We start from the raw sequence: 16,787 nt of genomic DNA, 5'->3' as shown, positions 1-16,787 counted from the left end.
AATTTTTACTTACCTAACGTATATACTACAATAGCGCTTTATCGCTTTAATGGTCATTCTTGTCCAGTTACATTTTTAGAACCGTCAAAATATGGTAGTATTGCCCCCTCGTAAAAGCTTGAAAATGAAAAACAGGTATTTTTCCAATCCACTTCTTCATTCCATTATTTCAGATTTTACATTTTTCAAAAGAGGCATAGACTTTCTAATGCTAGGCTTTGCGCTTTTTTCTTTTTTTCAAATTGGGGCGCAATGTAACTCTACCCCCTTCCCAGACCAGTGGCAGGTACATCAGTTAGAGAGCAGTGAATTTTCTTATCGCTTGGTTTATATATATGCCGATTTTGATATTGATGGTGACGGTCGCAAAGATATCGTTACGGGCGCTTGGTGGTATCGCAACCCGGGGTCGGCATCTGGTAATTGGGTTAGAAATACCATAGGAGCCACATTTAATAACATGGCCCACATTCATGATTTTGATGGTGATGGCGACCTTGATCTTTTAGGGACTACTGGCACTTACAGAGGGTCTGACTTAGTTTGGGCTGAGAACAATGGATCGGGCAGTTTTACGATTCATAACAATATACCTTCAGGAGACACAAGCTATCATGAGCCTTTTATTGCGGGAATCGCAGGGGACGATTTTCAGGACAATGGCACCTATCAAATAGCGATTAACTGGAACGGAGCAGAATCTACCAATTCTCCGGTACAAATGCTGACAGTACCTGCAGACCCGGTTAACACCCAGTGGCCTATTGAAAATATTAGTAACAGTTCTTTGGGCGAAGACCTTCAAAAAGGGGATATTGATAATGACGGAGATCTCGATTTATTTCAATCGAAAAATTGGTTGCGCAACAACGGAAATGGTACCTGGACCACCATTAATACGGGTATAGATTACGCCACCACCCCAGACAGGGTACAACTATCTGATTTCGATGGAGATGGTGACCTCGATGCCGCTGTGGGACAATTGACGGGAAATTCGACAACTGCCGCTAGAATGGAGTTTGCTTGGTGGGAGAATCCATCCAACTCTTCACAAAACTGGACCAAACACTTACTTGCCTCAGATATTAGAGGTAGTTTGAGCGTGTTTGCCGAAGACATCGATAAAGACGGTGATGATGATATTACTGTAGGTGAATGGAAAGGAAACAACCGCCTGATTACCTTTGAAAATGACTTGTGCGACTCTGGGAATTTTATTCGCCATACCATTAATGGGGGAGGCACAGGGTTTGATCATCACGATGGGGCAAGAGTAGTAGATATTGATAATGATGGAGACTTTGACATAGTTTCAATAGGATGGGATAACATTATCCCCCGAATTTTTGAGAACACCACGCAAACTACCAGCAATGACCCACCTACTGTTAGCGCCGGAAATAATCAATCCATTACCCTTCCAACGAACAATATTACGTTAAACGGTTCGGGTAACGACCCGGATGGTGGATCGGTAGATTTTCTATGGACGCAAATTAGTGGGCCCAACACCTCATCCCTATCCAACCAAAATACAAAAGACCTTTCTGCGAGCAATTTGATAGAGGGGGAATACATTTTCCGATTAACGGTGACCGATGACGAAAACACAACTGCCTCCGACGAGGTTACGGTTACCGTAAATCCGGAAATAGTTGTAACGGAAGAACCGACTGCCGATGCTGGAGCGGACCAATCGATTACCCTTCCAACGAACAATATTACGTTAAACGGTTCGGGCAACGACCCAGATGGTGGATCGGTAGATTTTCTTTGGACACAAGTCAGTGGACCGAACAACTCATCTCTATCCAACGAAGACACAAAAGACCTTTCGGCAAACAACTTGATTGAAGGGGAATACATTTTCCGATTAACGGTGACCGATGACGAGAACAAAACTGCCTCCGACGAGGTTACGGTTACCGTAAATCCGGGAATAGTAATAACCGAAGAACCGACTGCCGATGCTGGAGAAGACCAATCGATTACCCTTCCAACGAACAATATTACCCTAAACGGTTCGGGTAACGACCCGGATAGTGGATCGGTAGATTTTCTTTGGACGCAAGTAAGCGGACCTGACAACTCCTTATTATCCAACGAAGACACAAAAGACCTTTCGGCAAGCAACTTGATAGAAGGGGAATATATTTTCCGATTAACGGTGACCGATGACGAGAACACAACCGCCTCCGACGAGGTTACGGTTACCGTAAATCCGGGAATAGTTATGACCGAAGAACCGACTGCCGATGCTGGAGCAGACCAATCGATTACCCTTCCAACGAACTCTATTACGTTAAACGGTTCGGGGAACGACCCAGATGGTGGATCGGTAGATTTTCTTTGGACACAAGTCAGTGGACCGAACAACTCTTCCTTATCCAACGAAGATACAAAAGACCTTTCAGCAAGCAACTTGATTGAAGGGGAATACATTTTCCGATTAACGGTAACCGATGACGAGAACAAAACTGCCTCCGACGAGGTTACGGTTACCGTAAATCCGGAAATGGTTGTAACGGAAGTGCCAATTGCAAAAGCGACAGCGGATATAGTGAGTGGCCCAACACCACTGGAAGTTCAGTTTAACGGAACAGAATCAATGAGTAGTGAGGGTGTTTTAAGCTATTTATGGGATTTTGGAAATGAGGATAATTCATCGGAAACAAACCCAACTTACCTATTCGATACAGTTGGCACCTATCAGGTTTCTCTGACCGTTACCGATTCCAATAATATGTCGGATACGACTCAAATTACTATTACGGTTACTGATTTAGAAGAAATAGTAAATGGTGAACCAGATATAATTCTCGAAGTTAATCCCGCCCAAAACGGAAGTGCCAGAGTTTTACTCATCAATCAACCTGCGGAGATTTATATTTCGGAACTAAACGTACATGATTCTACCGGAAAGCTGTTAAACTCATTTCATTTTACCATTAACTCCATGGGCGATTACCAAGTACCAGTCTCAACTTTGAGCAGTGGTATTTACTATCTCAGATTAAAAATGAGCACGGGAGATACCGAAATACTTACAATGGTAATTAGTCAGTAGTTCAGTAACATTACAACTGCATAGGCGTCATACTTATAAATATAAAGAGTATGAAAGCCCTGACTTATGAGAACTATGGCAAACCTTCATCAATCTTTAAATTGAAAGATGTTGATAACCCCCTTCCCAAAGAAAATGAGATTCTCGTCAAAGTTTACGCCACAACAGTCAATAGAACTGACGAAGGCCTGGTTACTGCCCGCTATTTCGTCAGTCGCCTATTCACTGGTATATTCAGGCCTAAAAATCAAGTGCCAGGTACAGATTTTGCTGGAGAAATAATTAAAAAGGGGTCGAACGTCAGCACTTTGAATGTTGGCGACAAGGTTTTTGGGTTTAATGATGAAATTCTCAGTTCACACGCAGAATACCTTTCAATCGATGAAGGGGCGGGCATAGTTCATATACCGAACGGATTAAGCTATGAATCGGCAGCAGCTAGTTGTGAAGGCGCCCACTATGCTTTAAACTTCATATATAAAGTGAAACTGCTTAAAGGTCAAAAAGTTTTGGTCAACGGAGCAACAGGTGCCATTGGTAGTGCAGTCGTTCAGTTATTGCGAAACGAAGGTTTGGAAGTAACGGCAACGGCTAACACTAAAAATATAGCGTTGATAGAATCGTTAGGAGCAACCCGAGTCATTGATTATACAAAAGAAGATTTCACTAAAGTTTCAGATACCTATGATTTTATATTTGATACCGTGGGAAAGAGCACTTTCTCAAAGTGTAAGCTATTGCTTAAACCAAAAGGCATTTATATCTCATCAGAACTAGGGCCGTACGGCTCCAATGTATGGTTATCACTTACCACTCCACTAATGGATGGAAAAAGGGTTAAGTTTCCAGTACCAAGAAAAATTAAGCAAAGTCTTAAACTAATTAAGCAACTCATCAGAGAAGGCAGATTTACTGCGGTAATAGACCGAACCTACTCTTTTGATGCAATCATTGAAGCCTATGACTATGTAGCCTCAGGTCAAAAAACGGGCAATGTGGTTATTAAAGTAGCTAATGAGGAAGATATGGCATAGTAAAGGTTTACTTCAGGCCTACCTTTAAAATAAAATCATCAGCAGTCATAAACAGCCACTTCTCATTTGAATCAAAAGTGCAGTTTGCAGTTTTTTCCCCTGTGTGAATTCGTGCTAACGCCTTTCCTTCCAAATTAAAAATCCAAACTCCGCCGGGGCCTGTAGCAAAAATAAAATCTTTGCTATGCACTTTCATTCCATCGGGTAGCCCTTGTTCTCCCTGCTTTCCGATAAGTTCGGTTACATTATAAAAAATTCGCTTGTTAACGGCTTTCCCTGCTTCAAGAACATCATATTCGTACCAAACCGCATGGTCTGGATTGGACACCGCCACGTAGAGTTTTGACCCATCGTTAGAAAGTGCCACCCCATTGGGCCGGGAAAGTTTATCAACAAGAATAATCTCTCCATTCTTCTTTAAGCAATATAAACCTTGAAAATCCAACTCTTTGTTCGGGTCTTCCATTTTCTTGGGAAGACCGTATGGTGGATCGGTAAAATAGAGATTACCCTCAGCATCGAAAACACCATCATTGGGGCTATTCAACCGTTTCCCTTGATATTTATCCATAAGAGTCTCGTATTCTGCTTTAGGTGAGGTCAACGCCCCCTTCATTCTAGCCACTTGTCTGTTGCCATGTTGCATTAGTATAAGCTCGCCATTCGAACTTAACAGCAAACCATTCGAGCCGGGTTCGTCACCGTATTCATCATTTCCTGAATATCCAGAAGGTTTAAGATACTCCGATAGTTGACCTTCAGAATCAAGCTTAAAAACCGTATTGTTCGGAATATCGGAAAACAAAAGGTAATCACCATCTTCAACATATAAGGGTCCCTCCGTCCATTTAAAACCATCGGCAACTATTACAATATCGGCATCTTTGTCAATCAATTGTAATGCTTCTTCATCTAGAATCTCTATTCTAGAGTTCTGTTTCATTTCTTGGGAAAACAACCCTAAATTAAAAACCGAAAAAACCATTAACACACCTAACTTTTTCATATTTATGATTTTAGAAGATTGACATTTCAATTAACTATAAATAGCATTGATGCGAACTTTGATTAATTCACATCATAATTTTTGAAACAATATATATTAAAGAAATCGCGGTAGTACCAAGAACTAAGGTACCGACTGTCTGTACCTGGTTGCCCTGTTTGACATCCATGCCCGTAAGTTGAGTCAATACCCAAAAAAAGCTATCATTTGCATGTGAAACTACCGTAGAACCCGCCCCTATTGCCAAAACTGTCATTGTTTTCATAAAAGCATCCTCTAAACCCAAGGCAGGCATCATGGGAGCAACTATGGATGCAGTTGTAATCAAGGCCACAGTGGAAGAACCTTGAGTAGTCTTTAGGCATGCCGCCAACAAAAACGGAAAAAAGAGGCCTATTGACATGCCCGAAAAACTATCGGTTATCAAGTCGGCAATTCCTGAATTCTGAAGCATGGCTCCAAAAATTCCCCCAGCGCCAGTAATCAATATAATGGGCGCTGCTATTCGAACAGCATCGCCCAACCAGCCGGTTGCCGAGTATACTTTTTCATCTAATTTTTCAGGTAATAATAAAGACAGGATTACACCTATTAAAAGAGCGATTACAGGGCTGCCAATAAAAGCTATTACCGGATAAACGGACGAACCCGTCAATTGTAGCTCAGGGTAATCAAAAACCGATTTCAAAACAATTAACACGATAGGTACAGCAATACATAAAAGGGACAAACGTAGTTTGGGTTTATGCAAGGCGTCTGAAGAAGTTGCCATTTGAATGGGAACATTAACTCTAGCAGCAATTTTTGTTGCAAAGAAATAACAACTGATAAGCGAGAGCGAGCTAATGATAAGGCCCCATAGAATAACACTGCCCAAATCGGCATTTAAAATACCGGCGGCGGCAATAGGCCCCGGAGTTGGTGGCACCATAACGTGCGTGGCCGTTAGGCCCAAGGCCAAGGCAGCAGTTGTACCCGCATAAGACACTTTAGCTTTATCGGAGAGCGCTTTATTTAATGAATTCATGATGATAAACGCACTATCGGCAAATACGGGAATAGATAGCAAATAACCGGTTAACATCATTGCTAAATGAATAGACTTCTCCCCTATCAGTTTTATCATGCGACTCGCAATAACCATCGCACCTCCAGATTTTTCCAAGATGGTACCAATAGCCACACCGAAAAAAATGATAAGCCCGATTTTTCCCATGATACTTCCGAAACCGTCATTAATAGAAGATATAATCTGCTCTACCTTCATACCTGTAATAAAGCCGTATGCAACGGCTGCCAAAAGCAGAACAAAAAATGGATGAATTTTCCAGCGAACGATACCAACAACTATAAAGGTCAGGGCCAATACAAGGGCAATTACATAAATCATATCTTCAGTTGAATTATTTTTAAAAAAATACTATCAATGAAACGGGTGGTTTACCACTCTGCAAAGCTACCGTCTTCATTCCTCCATATCGGATTGTTCCAGTCATGACCGATTTTTTGACCTTCCCTCAATTTCTCTTCATTAATTTCAACTCCCAATCCAGGTTTGTCAAGTAAGTTTATATATCCATCAGTGAGTTCAAATACTTCCGGATTATCCATATAATGCAACAAGTCAAAACCTTGGTTGTAATGAATACCTAAACTACTTTCTTGAATAAATGCATTGATTGAAGTAAAATCTACATGAAGGCAAGAAGCCAAAGCTACAGGGCCCAAAGGGCAGTGCGGTGCCAGGGCCACATCGTAAGCTTCTGCCATCGAGGCAATTCTTCGTACCTCAGAAATACCGCCGGCATGACTCAAATCGGGTTGAATAATATCGACAGTTCCACGGTGTAACAGTTGTTTGAAATCCCAACGGGAAAACATGCGCTCTCCCGTAGCAATAGGAATCGAGGTATAGGGATAAATATGATCTAGCGCCTCGTTATTGTTGCTCAGAACAGGTTCTTCGATAAACATAGGATAATAGGGAGCCAGTTCATCAATCAGTCTTTTGACCATACCCTTATGAATACGACCGTGAAAATCTAGACCAATATCGAGGCTATCACCAAATTCTTCGCGTAGTAATCTGATATTATTGGAAACGGTTTTTATTTTATCGAGGGAATCGATCCATGTAAATGCACCTGTAGCGTTCATTTTTACGGCTTTGAATCCCTGAGACACTTTCTCCCTGGCTTGTTCAAGAACGACCTCAGGGTGATCACCCCCGATCCAGCAGTACATTTTCATCTTCTTTCTAACGGCACCGCCCAATAGTTCATAAACCGGAACATTCAAGTGTTTCCCTTTAATATCCCACAACGCTTGGTCTATACCGGAAAGTGCGCTCATCAAAATAGGACCGCCCCTATAAAAACCTCCGGCATAAAGTGTTTGCCAAATGTCTTCGATATCGTTTGCGGAACGACCGATAATAAACTTTGAAAGTTCATTAACGCAAGCTTCGACAGTAGAGGCTTTGCCTTCAATGACTGGTTCACCCCAACCGATCAGTCCGTTTTTAGTAGTAATTTTTAGAAATAGCCATCTAGGCGGCACCTTGAAAAGTTCAATATTTTCAATTCTCAGGTCATTCATCTAAAGGAAGTAGTTTGGCCCTTCTGCCAAAGAAAAAACCTTAGTAGAAAAGCATAAGTTGATTCCCCCTAAAGTAATGAATAATTTTGAAGCATAAGAATGACAACCATTTGTGGGGTCCTATTAGGTTTCAACTTCAACCCGAATAGCAAGAACGAAGATAGATTCGTTTAGACCGGTTCTCCGTAAAGGTCAAAATCGGCAGCCTCATAAATTCGAATATTGGCAAAATCACCTTGTTTCAAATAATATTTGGTAGCGTCTATCAATACCTCATTATCGACATCGGGCGAGTCGAACTCAGTACGACCGACAAAATAATTTCCTTCTTTTCTATCGATCATACATCGAAAGGTCTTACCCATCTTTTCTTGGTTAAGTTCCCAAGAGATTTGTGATTGAATTTCCATTATTTCATTGGCTCGCTCCTGTTTTACTTCCTCAGGAACGTCATCCTCTAAATTAAAGGCATGCGTATTTTCTTCATGGCTATAGGTGAAACAGCCGAGGCGTTCGAAGCGCATATCGGATACCCATTGCTTTAAAGTCTGAAAATCTTCTTCGGTTTCCCCAGGATAACCAACAATCAAAGTGGTTCTAATGGTCATTTCAGGTACAGTCGCCCTAAACTCACGTAATAACTTGGTCGTTTTTTCTTGGGTAGTACCTCTTCGCATACTTTTTAAGATCCTATCGGAAATATGTTGCAGAGGTATATCAATGTAATTGCAGACCTTGGGTTCTTTATTCATCACATCGAGCACATCGACAGGAAAACCGGTAGGAAAAGCATAATGTAATCTAATCCACTCTATACCTTCAACTTTGACCAGGTTCTCCAATAATTCGGCCAAATTTCTCTTCTTATAAAGGTCTAATCCGTAATACGTGAGATCTTGCGCTATTAAAATCAGTTCTTTTACACCCTTTGTGGCCAATTTTTCAGCTTCGGTGACCAATTCTTCTATGGGCTTACTTTTGTGCTTACCTCTCATTAACGGAATCGCACAAAAAGAACAAGGCCGGTCACAACCTTCGGCTATTTTAAGATAAGCGTAGTTTTTCGGCGTCGTGGTCAATCGCTCACCAATCAATTCGTGCTTGTAATCGGCACCAAGTGCTTTCAATAGATTTGGCAGTTCGCTCGTACCGAAATATTCATCAACATTCGGAATCTCTGCCTGCAAGTCCGGCTTATAACGCTCACTTAAACAACCAGTTACAAACACCTTATCTACTTCACCAGCTTCCTTCTTTTGAACATATTCCAAAATGGTATTAACGCTTTCTTCTTTAGCATTGGCAATAAATCCGCAAGTGTTGATAACCACTACATTACCATCTTCCTCGTGAACAACATCCTTATCATTGGCTCGCAACTGCCCCATGAGCACTTCTGAGTCGTATAGATTCTTCGAGCAACCTAGGGTTACCACGTTGATTCGGTTTGTTTTAAGGGATTTAGTGCGCATTTTATTTTATTGGGATGCAAAAATACGACTTGAATATAGTATCAAGGCACATTTAAGACGATTTCTTGCTTTTTAACGTTAAACCTTATGTATAACCAACCAAAATGGAAATACATCACCTTATGAAGAATTCTATTTATTTTTTAATAAGTCTTCTCTTTTCGTTTACAGTTTCTTGTTCTTCGGATGCAAATAGTGATAGTGAAGAAGTTATTGTTCCTGAAGATATGGAAAACCCTCAACCTACGGAAGAACCAGAACCAACGGAGGAAGGTCTATATTTTCCACCTACCGATGCTGATATCTGGGAGGAGATAACTTTTGAAACTCTTGATTGGAACGAAATGGAAGAACAGCCACTCTATGATTTATTGGAAGGTAACGGCACAGATGCTTTTATAATCTTAAAGAACGGAAAAATTGCCGTAGAATGGTATTTTGGAGAGTTCAATAAAGATTCGAACCACACCTGGAACTCTGCCGCCAAGACCTTGACCGCGATGATGGTAGGGATAGCGCAAGAAGAAGGCTTTTTAAATATCGAAGATCCAACATCTGATTTCTTAGGCGAAGGGTGGTCATCGATGACTATCGAACAAGAACAAAATATAACCGTTAGAAACCAATTGACCATGACCAGCGGGCTCGATTATACCGATGAAATATTTTGCTACGATCCCGAATGCCTCACCTACCTCAACGAACCCGGCACAACTTGGTACTATCATAATGCCCCTTATACCTTGCTCGACCAAGTTTTGAGCAATGCTACTAATATAAATTTTAAAGATTACTTTAAAGACCGTATCGGAAGTAAAATAGGAATGACAGGCCAATGGGTAAAAGTTGGCTACAACAACTTATTTTTCAGTGATATTAGAAGTATGGCCAGATACGGATTACTTGCTCTGAACCAAGGCAACTGGAACGGAACACCGATTCTAGAGGATACTGAGTATTTCACAAATATGACAAATACCTCTCAAGAATTGAACCCTGCTTACGGATATCTTTGGTGGCTTAACGGAAAAGATACCTACCGCGCACCTAGCTCTGAATTAGAATTTAACGGAAAACTAATAAATAACGCTCCTGACGATTTAATAGCAGGCTTAGGCGCTTTTGACCAAAAACTATATGTGGTTCCCAGTCAAAAATTGGTTGTAGTACGATTTGGAGACGATACGGGAGCAAGCCAATTAGGGCCTTCTAGTTTTGATGAAACATTATGGGAACGAATCAGTTCTATAACCGATAAAGACTGAATCTAGAGTTATCCAAAAAATGAATCGACAAACTCGTGCTTGTTGAAGACCTGTAAGTCTTCAATACCTTCACCAACCCCAATAAATTTTACAGGTATTTGAAATTGGTCCGAGATACCGATTACCACTCCCCCTTTTGCCGTACCGTCTAATTTTGTAACGGCCAAAGATGTAACCTCGGTAGCCTTGGTAAACTGCTTTGCCTGTTCAAATGCATTTTGCCCGGTAGAACCATCCAAGACCAACAAAACATCATGTGGCGTATTCTCAACCACTTTCTGCATTACCCGCTTCACTTTCGTTAATTCGTTCATTAAATTAACTTTATTATGCAAACGGCCTGCGGTATCTATAATAACGACATCTGCATCTTGATTCACGGCTGAACTTAAAGTATCAAAAGCCACGGATGCCGGATCACTTCCCATTTTCTGTTTGACGATCGGTACATCTACCCTGTCGGCCCATACCTGCAATTGATCTATTGCAGCGGCCCGAAAAGTATCTGCAGCACCTAAAACTACTTTGAGACCTTGTTTTTTATATTGATGCGCCAACTTGCCTATCGTAGTAGTCTTACCCACACCATTTACCCCAACTACCATAATCACATAGGGTTTCTTATCTATGGGAACGGTATAATCTGTTTCTTCGCCCACATTGGTTTCAGACAAGAGACCTGCTATTTCTTCACGAAGAATTACATTCAGCTCTTCGGTACCCAAATATTTATCTTTGGCAACCCGAGCTTCTATTCTTTCAATAATTTTCAGCGTAGTATTAACGCCAACATCTGAACTTACAAGAACCTCTTCTAAATTATCAAGAACATCGTCATCGACCTTAGACTTACCGGCAACGGCCTTACCTAATTTAGAAAAGAATGAAGTTTTTGATTTTTCAAGCCCTTTATCTAAAGTTTCCTTTTTTTTGGAAGAGAATATATTTTTGAATAAGCTCATCGTTCTTTAATTGGTAGGTGTAAATATAAGAAAGTCAGCGTCAAGTTCATAAGTACTTGCCCCTCCTGTTTTTACAATATAAAGCAAAAAAAAGCCCCTTTCTTTCGAAAGAGGCTTTGAATTTCTTAGCAAAAGTTATTTTTTAGCTAACCATTCACTTACAGCTTCTGGAGCCATAACAGACTCTACGAAAGTATAAGCACCACTTTTTGGCGATTTCACCATTTTAATGGCTTTTGTCAGTCTTTTTGAACTTGTCTGTAAACTTGCTACCGTCTTCTTTGCCATGACTAATTTATTTTATAGCGTTCTACGTATCGCAGAAGCGTTCTTACTTAATTTCTTTATGAACCGTCATTCTCTTAAGAATGGGGTTGAATTTTTTAATCTCCATTCTTTCAGGAGTATTCTTTTTGTTCTTGGTAGTTATGTACCTTGAAGTACCTGGTTTACCAGAATCTTTGTGCTCTGTGCACTCTAAAATAACCTGAATTCTATTTCCTTTCTTTGCCATTGTAGTAGTCTAGCTTATTTTACCAATCCCTGCGCTCTAGCTTCTTTCAAAACTGCAGAAACCCCTCTTTTGTTGATTATTTTCAACGCCTTTGCAGAAACCTTAAGCGTCACCCAACGATCTTCTTCAGGAATATAAAAACGCTTCTTAGATAAATTAACGTTGAACCTTCTTTTGGTCTTGTTGATGGAAAACGAAACGTTGTTTCCGAACATCGCTCTCTTACCCGTAATTTCACAAACTTTTGACATTGCGCTGATTTTTCTTTAAACAGGGTGCAAATTTATATCATTTTTATGGGACAGACAAAAGAATATTTCAGAATTTTAAAATTTCTTTTTGCAACATCTCCAAGGCCTTGTGTACGGTCTTTTGCACGATTCTTTCCCGATGGTTTCCCATGCTGAATTTTTCGACCACTATGTCTTTTGGAGTGGCTATTGCTATGTAGACCGTTCCTATATCAGCATCGGAATCGCCTTTCGAAGGGCCTGCATTGCCCGTTGTGGCAATCGCAAAATGGGACTGCATCAAATGCTTCACGCTTTCGGCCATTTGAACGGCAATCTCAGCACTAACCACAGAATGTTCGTTGATTGCATCTCTTTGAACCTTAAGAACATCGATTTTAACCTCCGTAGAATAGCTTACTACCGTTCCCTTATAATAGGCAGATGCACCTGGCAATGCAGTTATTTGTTCCGCTATTCTACCTCCGGTACAGCTTTCAGCGGTTGCCAAGGTCATATTTCTCTGCGTCAACAATTTGGCCACTACCTGCTCTAAGGTTTCTTCATCTTCGATACCGTACAAGATATCTTTTATAAGTTCATGCAATTTAAGAGATTCCCTTTCAACTGCATCTTCGAGTTGTTCACGATCTGGTCCCTTGGCCGATAATCGCAACCTCACCTTACCAAGACTCGGCAAGTAAGCCAATTTTATATAGGGTGGAAGATTGTCTTCCCAAGCCTCTAATCGACCGGCTATGGAGCTCTCTCCCATACCATAGGTCACCAAGGTTTTATGAAGAATATACGGCCGTTTAAATTCTGCGACAATCTTTGGCAATACCTTATCGGTCATCAAATTCTTCATCTCGAACGGAACCCCCGGCAGAGAAACAAAGACTACCCCGTCTTGTTGCATCCACATTCCCGGAGCTGTGCCGTATAAGTTCTGAAGAACGTGAGCTTTTGAGGGAACTAGTGCTTGCTTGCGGTTGATATCAGAAATTGGGGTATTGCTAATATGCTTTTTGAACAACTGCTCTACATTTTCTAAGACCTCATCATTTTGAATGAGCTCATCATTAAAGAACTCGCAGAATGTTGTTTTGGTAATATCATCTTTAGTAGGCCCTAAACCACCTGTTACGATAACCAACTGAGCACGCTGGCGCGCTTCATCGAAGGCCTGCAACATATGTTGTCTATCATCTTGAACAGACGTTATTTGGTATACCGAGATACCGATTTTGTTTAATTCTTTGGCAATAAATGCCGAATTGGTATCAACTATCTGACCGATAAGAATCTCATCACCGACAGTGATAATCTCAGCTAGAAATGTGTTCATTCAAAAATCTTTAGAACAACTAATAAGTAAATTAGAGATTAAAATCATTTTGAAGTTCGACTACGACTTGATGAATGTCTTTCTTCAACAACGGAAAAACCTGCTTAATATCTGACATACTAGCCTTGTTCTTACCCAAGGTTTCCATTTGTAGCGCAATGGCCCGAGTTTGCTCCATGCCCAACAAATCAACATTGGGCTTTATCTTGTGCGCCAATTTATAAACCCTGTCGTGGTTATGCTGTTCTAAGGCACTTTCTAATTCTTCAAGATCCTGGGGTACCTCTTCAAGAAAAACAGAAATTACAGAATTGATGAAATCTTCATCCCCTTCCGCCATTTCATTGATTTTATCAAGATTGTAAATCATTATTTTACATTTATATGAAAGAGTTCATGCCCTTCCATCATACCCGAAAGATAGTCATTTGCCTGTATTCTTCCAACACCGGCAGGTGTTCCTGTAAATATGACATCCCCTTTTTTAAGTGTGAAAAATTTAGAAACATAGGCAATTAACTCATCTATCTTCCATAACATGAGCTTGGTACTCCCCTTCTGAACCTCATCGCCGTTCTTAAAAAGAGAAAAATTTATATCGTCAATACTATCTAAATTATTCTTCGACAACCACTTTCCTATCACCGCAGAACCATCAAAACCTTTTGCTTTTTCCCATGGAAGCCCCTTTTGCTTTAGCTGAGACTGCAAATCTCTTGCGGTAAAATCTATACCCAATCCGACTTCGTCATAATACTTGTGCGCAAACCTTTCTTCGATATGTTTACCCACCTTATTAATTTTTACAAGGAGCTCGACTTCATAATGTACATCATCGGAAAAATCAGGAATATAAAAATCTTGTTCGTTCGGTAATATGGCCGAATCAGGCTTTATAAAAACCACAGGTTCGTCTGGCCGCTCATTATTCAATTCTTCTATGTGCTCGGTATAATTTCGACCGATACAAATTAGTTTCATATAAAGTTTTTAGACTATTAACGGTAGTATACAGACCTTTAAAAATCAACCCAATTTTCCGCTGAACTGACTCAACTTAATCTGGGTCAACACTTTTTTGGTGTAAAGGGGGAAATCGGCATTTAAAATCCACCCGAAGTAGCCCGGTTCTTTATCTAGCACATCAAGAACCTTTTTACCCTTGTGTTTACCAAACGCAAATGTTTCGTTGCCCTCTTTATCGTAACCTAGAAAACCGGCAAAATCTGCAAATTGTCTGTGCGTTGAAAATTCGGCTAATTTTTTGACATTATTTTCAAGGTCAGGATATCTGTCTAATTGTGATAACAACACTTCGTAAGTAGCTTGCGTGTCCGCTTCGGCACTATGGGCATCGGTCAACTCTTTTCCACAGTAAAACTTATAGGCCGCCCCCAAGGTTCTTTTCTCCATTTTATGAAATATGGTCTGTACGTCGATAGAAACCATTCGTTTCATATCAAAATCAACCTCGGCACGAAGCAATTCTTCGGCGAGTAGCGGAATATCGAAACGATCGGAATTAAAACCACCTAAATCGCAGTCTTTGATCATCTGGTAAACTTCTTTTGAAAGTTCTTTAAAAGTAGGCTCATTGGCCACTTTTTCATTGGAGATACCATGAATGGCGACCACTTCGGCAGGTATTTCCATTTCGGGGTTTACCAACCAAGTTTTACTTTCTTTATTACCGTTCGGAAAAATTTTCAAAATTGATATTTCTACGATTCGGTCTTTTGCGACATTGGTTCCGGTCGTTTCCAAATCAAAAAAGCAAATCGGCCTTGATAAATTAAGCTCCATAGCAATAGGTAGTTTTCTGCAAAGATAGGTTTTACACTAAATAGGAAAAATGAAACCCCATTTAATCGGTAAACCGTTCCTCTATAATCTGGTATTGATAATATTGTTGAACGCCGAACCGAAAGTATAACTTAAACCCACACTAAAACCAAGTTGATAGGCAGTCGCAATCTGCTTTTGTTGCAGTAGCACATCTTCGATCGAGGCATCTCCACCAGGCAGATTAATTTGATCTCTGATAATTTCATATCTACTTGCAAAGCGAACGGCAAGACCCTTTAATAGCCGAACATTAACATTACTGTTCAGTTGTAATCGGTTCTTACTGAAATCACTAAGAAATGACGAACCAATTATTCTCGCATATAAATTGCCCCATTGTTGACGGTAACGCACTTGCATATCTAAAGAATGGTTATAAACACCCTCTTCTAATTTGTCGAAAATCGTAGTTTCTATGTAATCATTGTGAAAATAACCGATTTTATAAGCGAAAACTATCTCACGCCTAAGCACCTCTTTATAGGGGTAGATGTTAAACTCGATTGCAGGTTGCAAATAATACCTAAAATCTAAATTAGTAAAGGTATCGTGTCTCAAACCTGTAAAAATACCTGTAGACCAATGGTCGGAAAGACTTCGCACGATGCTACCATCTGCAAAATATCGAAACCTTTCACTTGTATAGATTACGCCATCGGTTTCATATTCACTATCTGATTTGAACAGCCCCAAATCGGTTCTTATACGCCAATTTTCGGTCACATGATCACTTTCAAAACCCAACCTATATTTAAAATCTTTTCTACTTGACTCTCTCCCCAGATCAGCGGAGCCAAAGACTTCAAAAATCCAGTTGTTCCAAGGATCTGTAAAATCAATTTCTTGTACTTCGGTCATACCGCTTTGGTTGACCGTATATGTGATATCATCTGCCAGACCTGACTTGAGAACATATTCTAGAAGACCCGACTGTACCTTTTTCAACAACCCTTTTCTGACCTCATCAGAAGTCATGTTTGCAGTAGTGTCATAGGATAATCTATTCGAAATATTTTTGTAATCACCCTTTCCTTCAAATTCTAAATCAAAGGTTCGACCACCGCTACCATTGGTAATATCGTATATGAACAGCTTTATATTAGCTTGAGCTTGATCCCGAACGTGACCCACATATTTAATTTCTTGCCTTAGAAAGTTCTTATCGCAGTTGCAGTCGATAAAAAGACGCATGGGAGCTTTTTTATCGACTTCTTCTTGGGCCAAGATTAATGAAGTTGCTAAAAATAAAGAGCAATTAACGAAGCTAACAAGGAAACCCTTGAATAGGTAAGTTCGGTTTTTTGGCATTTTTTGGTCGGTAAGCACCAAAGTTAATTTCTACAGGTATAAAATTTTGTTAGAAAATTGTTAATCGGGAAAATCAAAATAAAATCAGCTTTTCGCCTAAAATTCAATAGCCAAAAAGCTGATAATCAATTTACA

At 40.2% G+C, this 16,787-nt stretch carries 16 protein-coding genes; 3 read left to right on the top strand and 13 right to left on the bottom strand.

Annotated elements, in window-relative coordinates; all coding sequences use genetic code 11:
- Nucleotides 1-124 precede the first annotated feature (124 nt).
- Together IV512_RS16545 and IV512_RS16540 are read left to right on the top strand one after the other, a co-directional pair.
- Complete coding sequence (locus IV512_RS16545; protein ID WP_209405361.1) at nt 125-3,070, top strand: PKD domain-containing protein; 2,946 nt, start codon at nt 125-127, stop codon at nt 3,068-3,070.
- A 50-nt stretch (nt 3,071-3,120) separates the two neighbouring features.
- The gene (locus IV512_RS16540) at nt 3,121-4,104 is read left to right on the top strand and encodes an NAD(P)-dependent alcohol dehydrogenase (protein ID WP_209405360.1); all 984 of its coding nucleotides are present in this window, start codon (nt 3,121-3,123) and stop codon (nt 4,102-4,104) included.
- A gap of 7 nt (nt 4,105-4,111) precedes the next feature.
- Here IV512_RS16540 and IV512_RS16535 read toward each other — a convergent pair whose 3' ends face one another.
- The 4 genes from IV512_RS16535 to rimO all read right to left on the bottom strand — a co-directional run bounded on the left by IV512_RS16535 (nt 4,112) and on the right by rimO (nt 9,180).
- Complete coding sequence (locus IV512_RS16535; protein WP_209405358.1) at nt 4,112-5,110, bottom strand: SMP-30/gluconolactonase/LRE family protein; 999 nt, start codon at nt 5,108-5,110, stop codon at nt 4,112-4,114.
- Nucleotides 5,111-5,177: 67 nt separating this feature from the next.
- Nucleotides 5,178-6,500 carry a GntP family permease gene (locus IV512_RS16530; RefSeq protein WP_209405356.1) on the bottom strand — a complete coding sequence of 441 codons (1,323 nt, stop codon included), beginning with the start codon at nt 6,498-6,500 and terminating at the stop codon, nt 5,178-5,180.
- Nucleotides 6,501-6,550: 50 nt separating this feature from the next.
- Nucleotides 6,551-7,699, bottom strand: coding sequence for a galactonate dehydratase (gene dgoD, locus IV512_RS16525; RefSeq protein WP_371743312.1), 1,149 nt, complete (start codon nt 7,697-7,699; stop codon nt 6,551-6,553).
- 179 nt (nt 7,700-7,878) lie between these two features.
- Nucleotides 7,879-9,180: a 30S ribosomal protein S12 methylthiotransferase RimO gene (gene rimO / locus IV512_RS16520; protein WP_209405352.1), complete on the bottom strand. Its 1,302-nt coding sequence runs from the start codon at nt 9,178-9,180 to the stop codon at nt 7,879-7,881.
- Between the two features lie 122 nt (nt 9,181-9,302).
- Between rimO and IV512_RS16515 the strand changes: the two genes are divergently transcribed.
- Nucleotides 9,303-10,445, top strand: coding sequence for a serine hydrolase (locus IV512_RS16515; RefSeq protein WP_245224897.1), 1,143 nt, complete (start codon nt 9,303-9,305; stop codon nt 10,443-10,445).
- 8 nt (nt 10,446-10,453) lie between these two features.
- On the opposite strand, the gene ftsY is transcribed toward IV512_RS16515, so the two are convergent.
- From ftsY to IV512_RS16470, 9 genes are all read right to left on the bottom strand, one after another.
- Nucleotides 10,454-11,407 (bottom strand): signal recognition particle-docking protein FtsY, encoded by a 954-nt coding sequence (gene ftsY / locus IV512_RS16510; protein ID WP_209405349.1) that lies wholly within the window; start codon nt 11,405-11,407, stop codon nt 10,454-10,456.
- 135 nt (nt 11,408-11,542) lie between these two features.
- Nucleotides 11,543-11,695, bottom strand: coding sequence for a DUF4295 domain-containing protein (locus tag IV512_RS16505; protein WP_100871364.1), 153 nt, complete (start codon nt 11,693-11,695; stop codon nt 11,543-11,545).
- A 43-nt stretch (nt 11,696-11,738) separates the two neighbouring features.
- Nucleotides 11,739-11,921 (bottom strand): 50S ribosomal protein L33, encoded by a 183-nt coding sequence (rpmG, locus tag IV512_RS16500; RefSeq protein ID WP_100871363.1) that lies wholly within the window; start codon nt 11,919-11,921, stop codon nt 11,739-11,741.
- Nucleotides 11,922-11,935: 14 nt separating this feature from the next.
- Nucleotides 11,936-12,172 (bottom strand): 50S ribosomal protein L28, encoded by a 237-nt coding sequence (rpmB, locus tag IV512_RS16495; RefSeq protein WP_100871362.1) that lies wholly within the window; start codon nt 12,170-12,172, stop codon nt 11,936-11,938.
- Nucleotides 12,173-12,239: 67 nt separating this feature from the next.
- On the bottom strand, nt 12,240-13,499 hold the full coding sequence (locus tag IV512_RS16490) for a competence/damage-inducible protein A (RefSeq protein ID WP_209405347.1): 1,260 nt from the start codon (nt 13,497-13,499) through the stop codon (nt 12,240-12,242).
- A 31-nt stretch (nt 13,500-13,530) separates the two neighbouring features.
- A complete protein-coding gene (locus tag IV512_RS16485; RefSeq protein ID WP_209405345.1) occupies nt 13,531-13,869 on the bottom strand; it encodes an Hpt domain-containing protein in 339 nt (112 codons plus the stop codon).
- On the bottom strand, nt 13,869-14,480 hold the full coding sequence (locus IV512_RS16480; protein WP_209405343.1) for a fumarylacetoacetate hydrolase family protein: 612 nt from the start codon (nt 14,478-14,480) through the stop codon (nt 13,869-13,871). Before IV512_RS16480 ends, IV512_RS16485 begins: the two co-directional genes overlap by 1 nt.
- A 45-nt stretch (nt 14,481-14,525) precedes the next feature.
- Nucleotides 14,526-15,302 (bottom strand): 3'-5' exonuclease, encoded by a 777-nt coding sequence (locus IV512_RS16475; RefSeq protein ID WP_209405341.1) that lies wholly within the window; start codon nt 15,300-15,302, stop codon nt 14,526-14,528.
- A gap of 81 nt (nt 15,303-15,383) precedes the next feature.
- Complete coding sequence (locus IV512_RS16470; RefSeq protein WP_209405339.1) at nt 15,384-16,568, bottom strand: DUF481 domain-containing protein; 1,185 nt, start codon at nt 16,566-16,568, stop codon at nt 15,384-15,386.
- Between the last annotated feature and the right edge of the window lie 219 nt (nt 16,569-16,787).

Source organism: Pseudozobellia sp. WGM2 (assembly GCF_017810075.1).
Lineage (GTDB): Bacteria > Bacteroidota > Bacteroidia > Flavobacteriales > Flavobacteriaceae > JADNYK01.
Note: the sequence above shows the minus strand (reverse complement) of the source record. Positions and strands in the feature narration are given on the sequence as shown.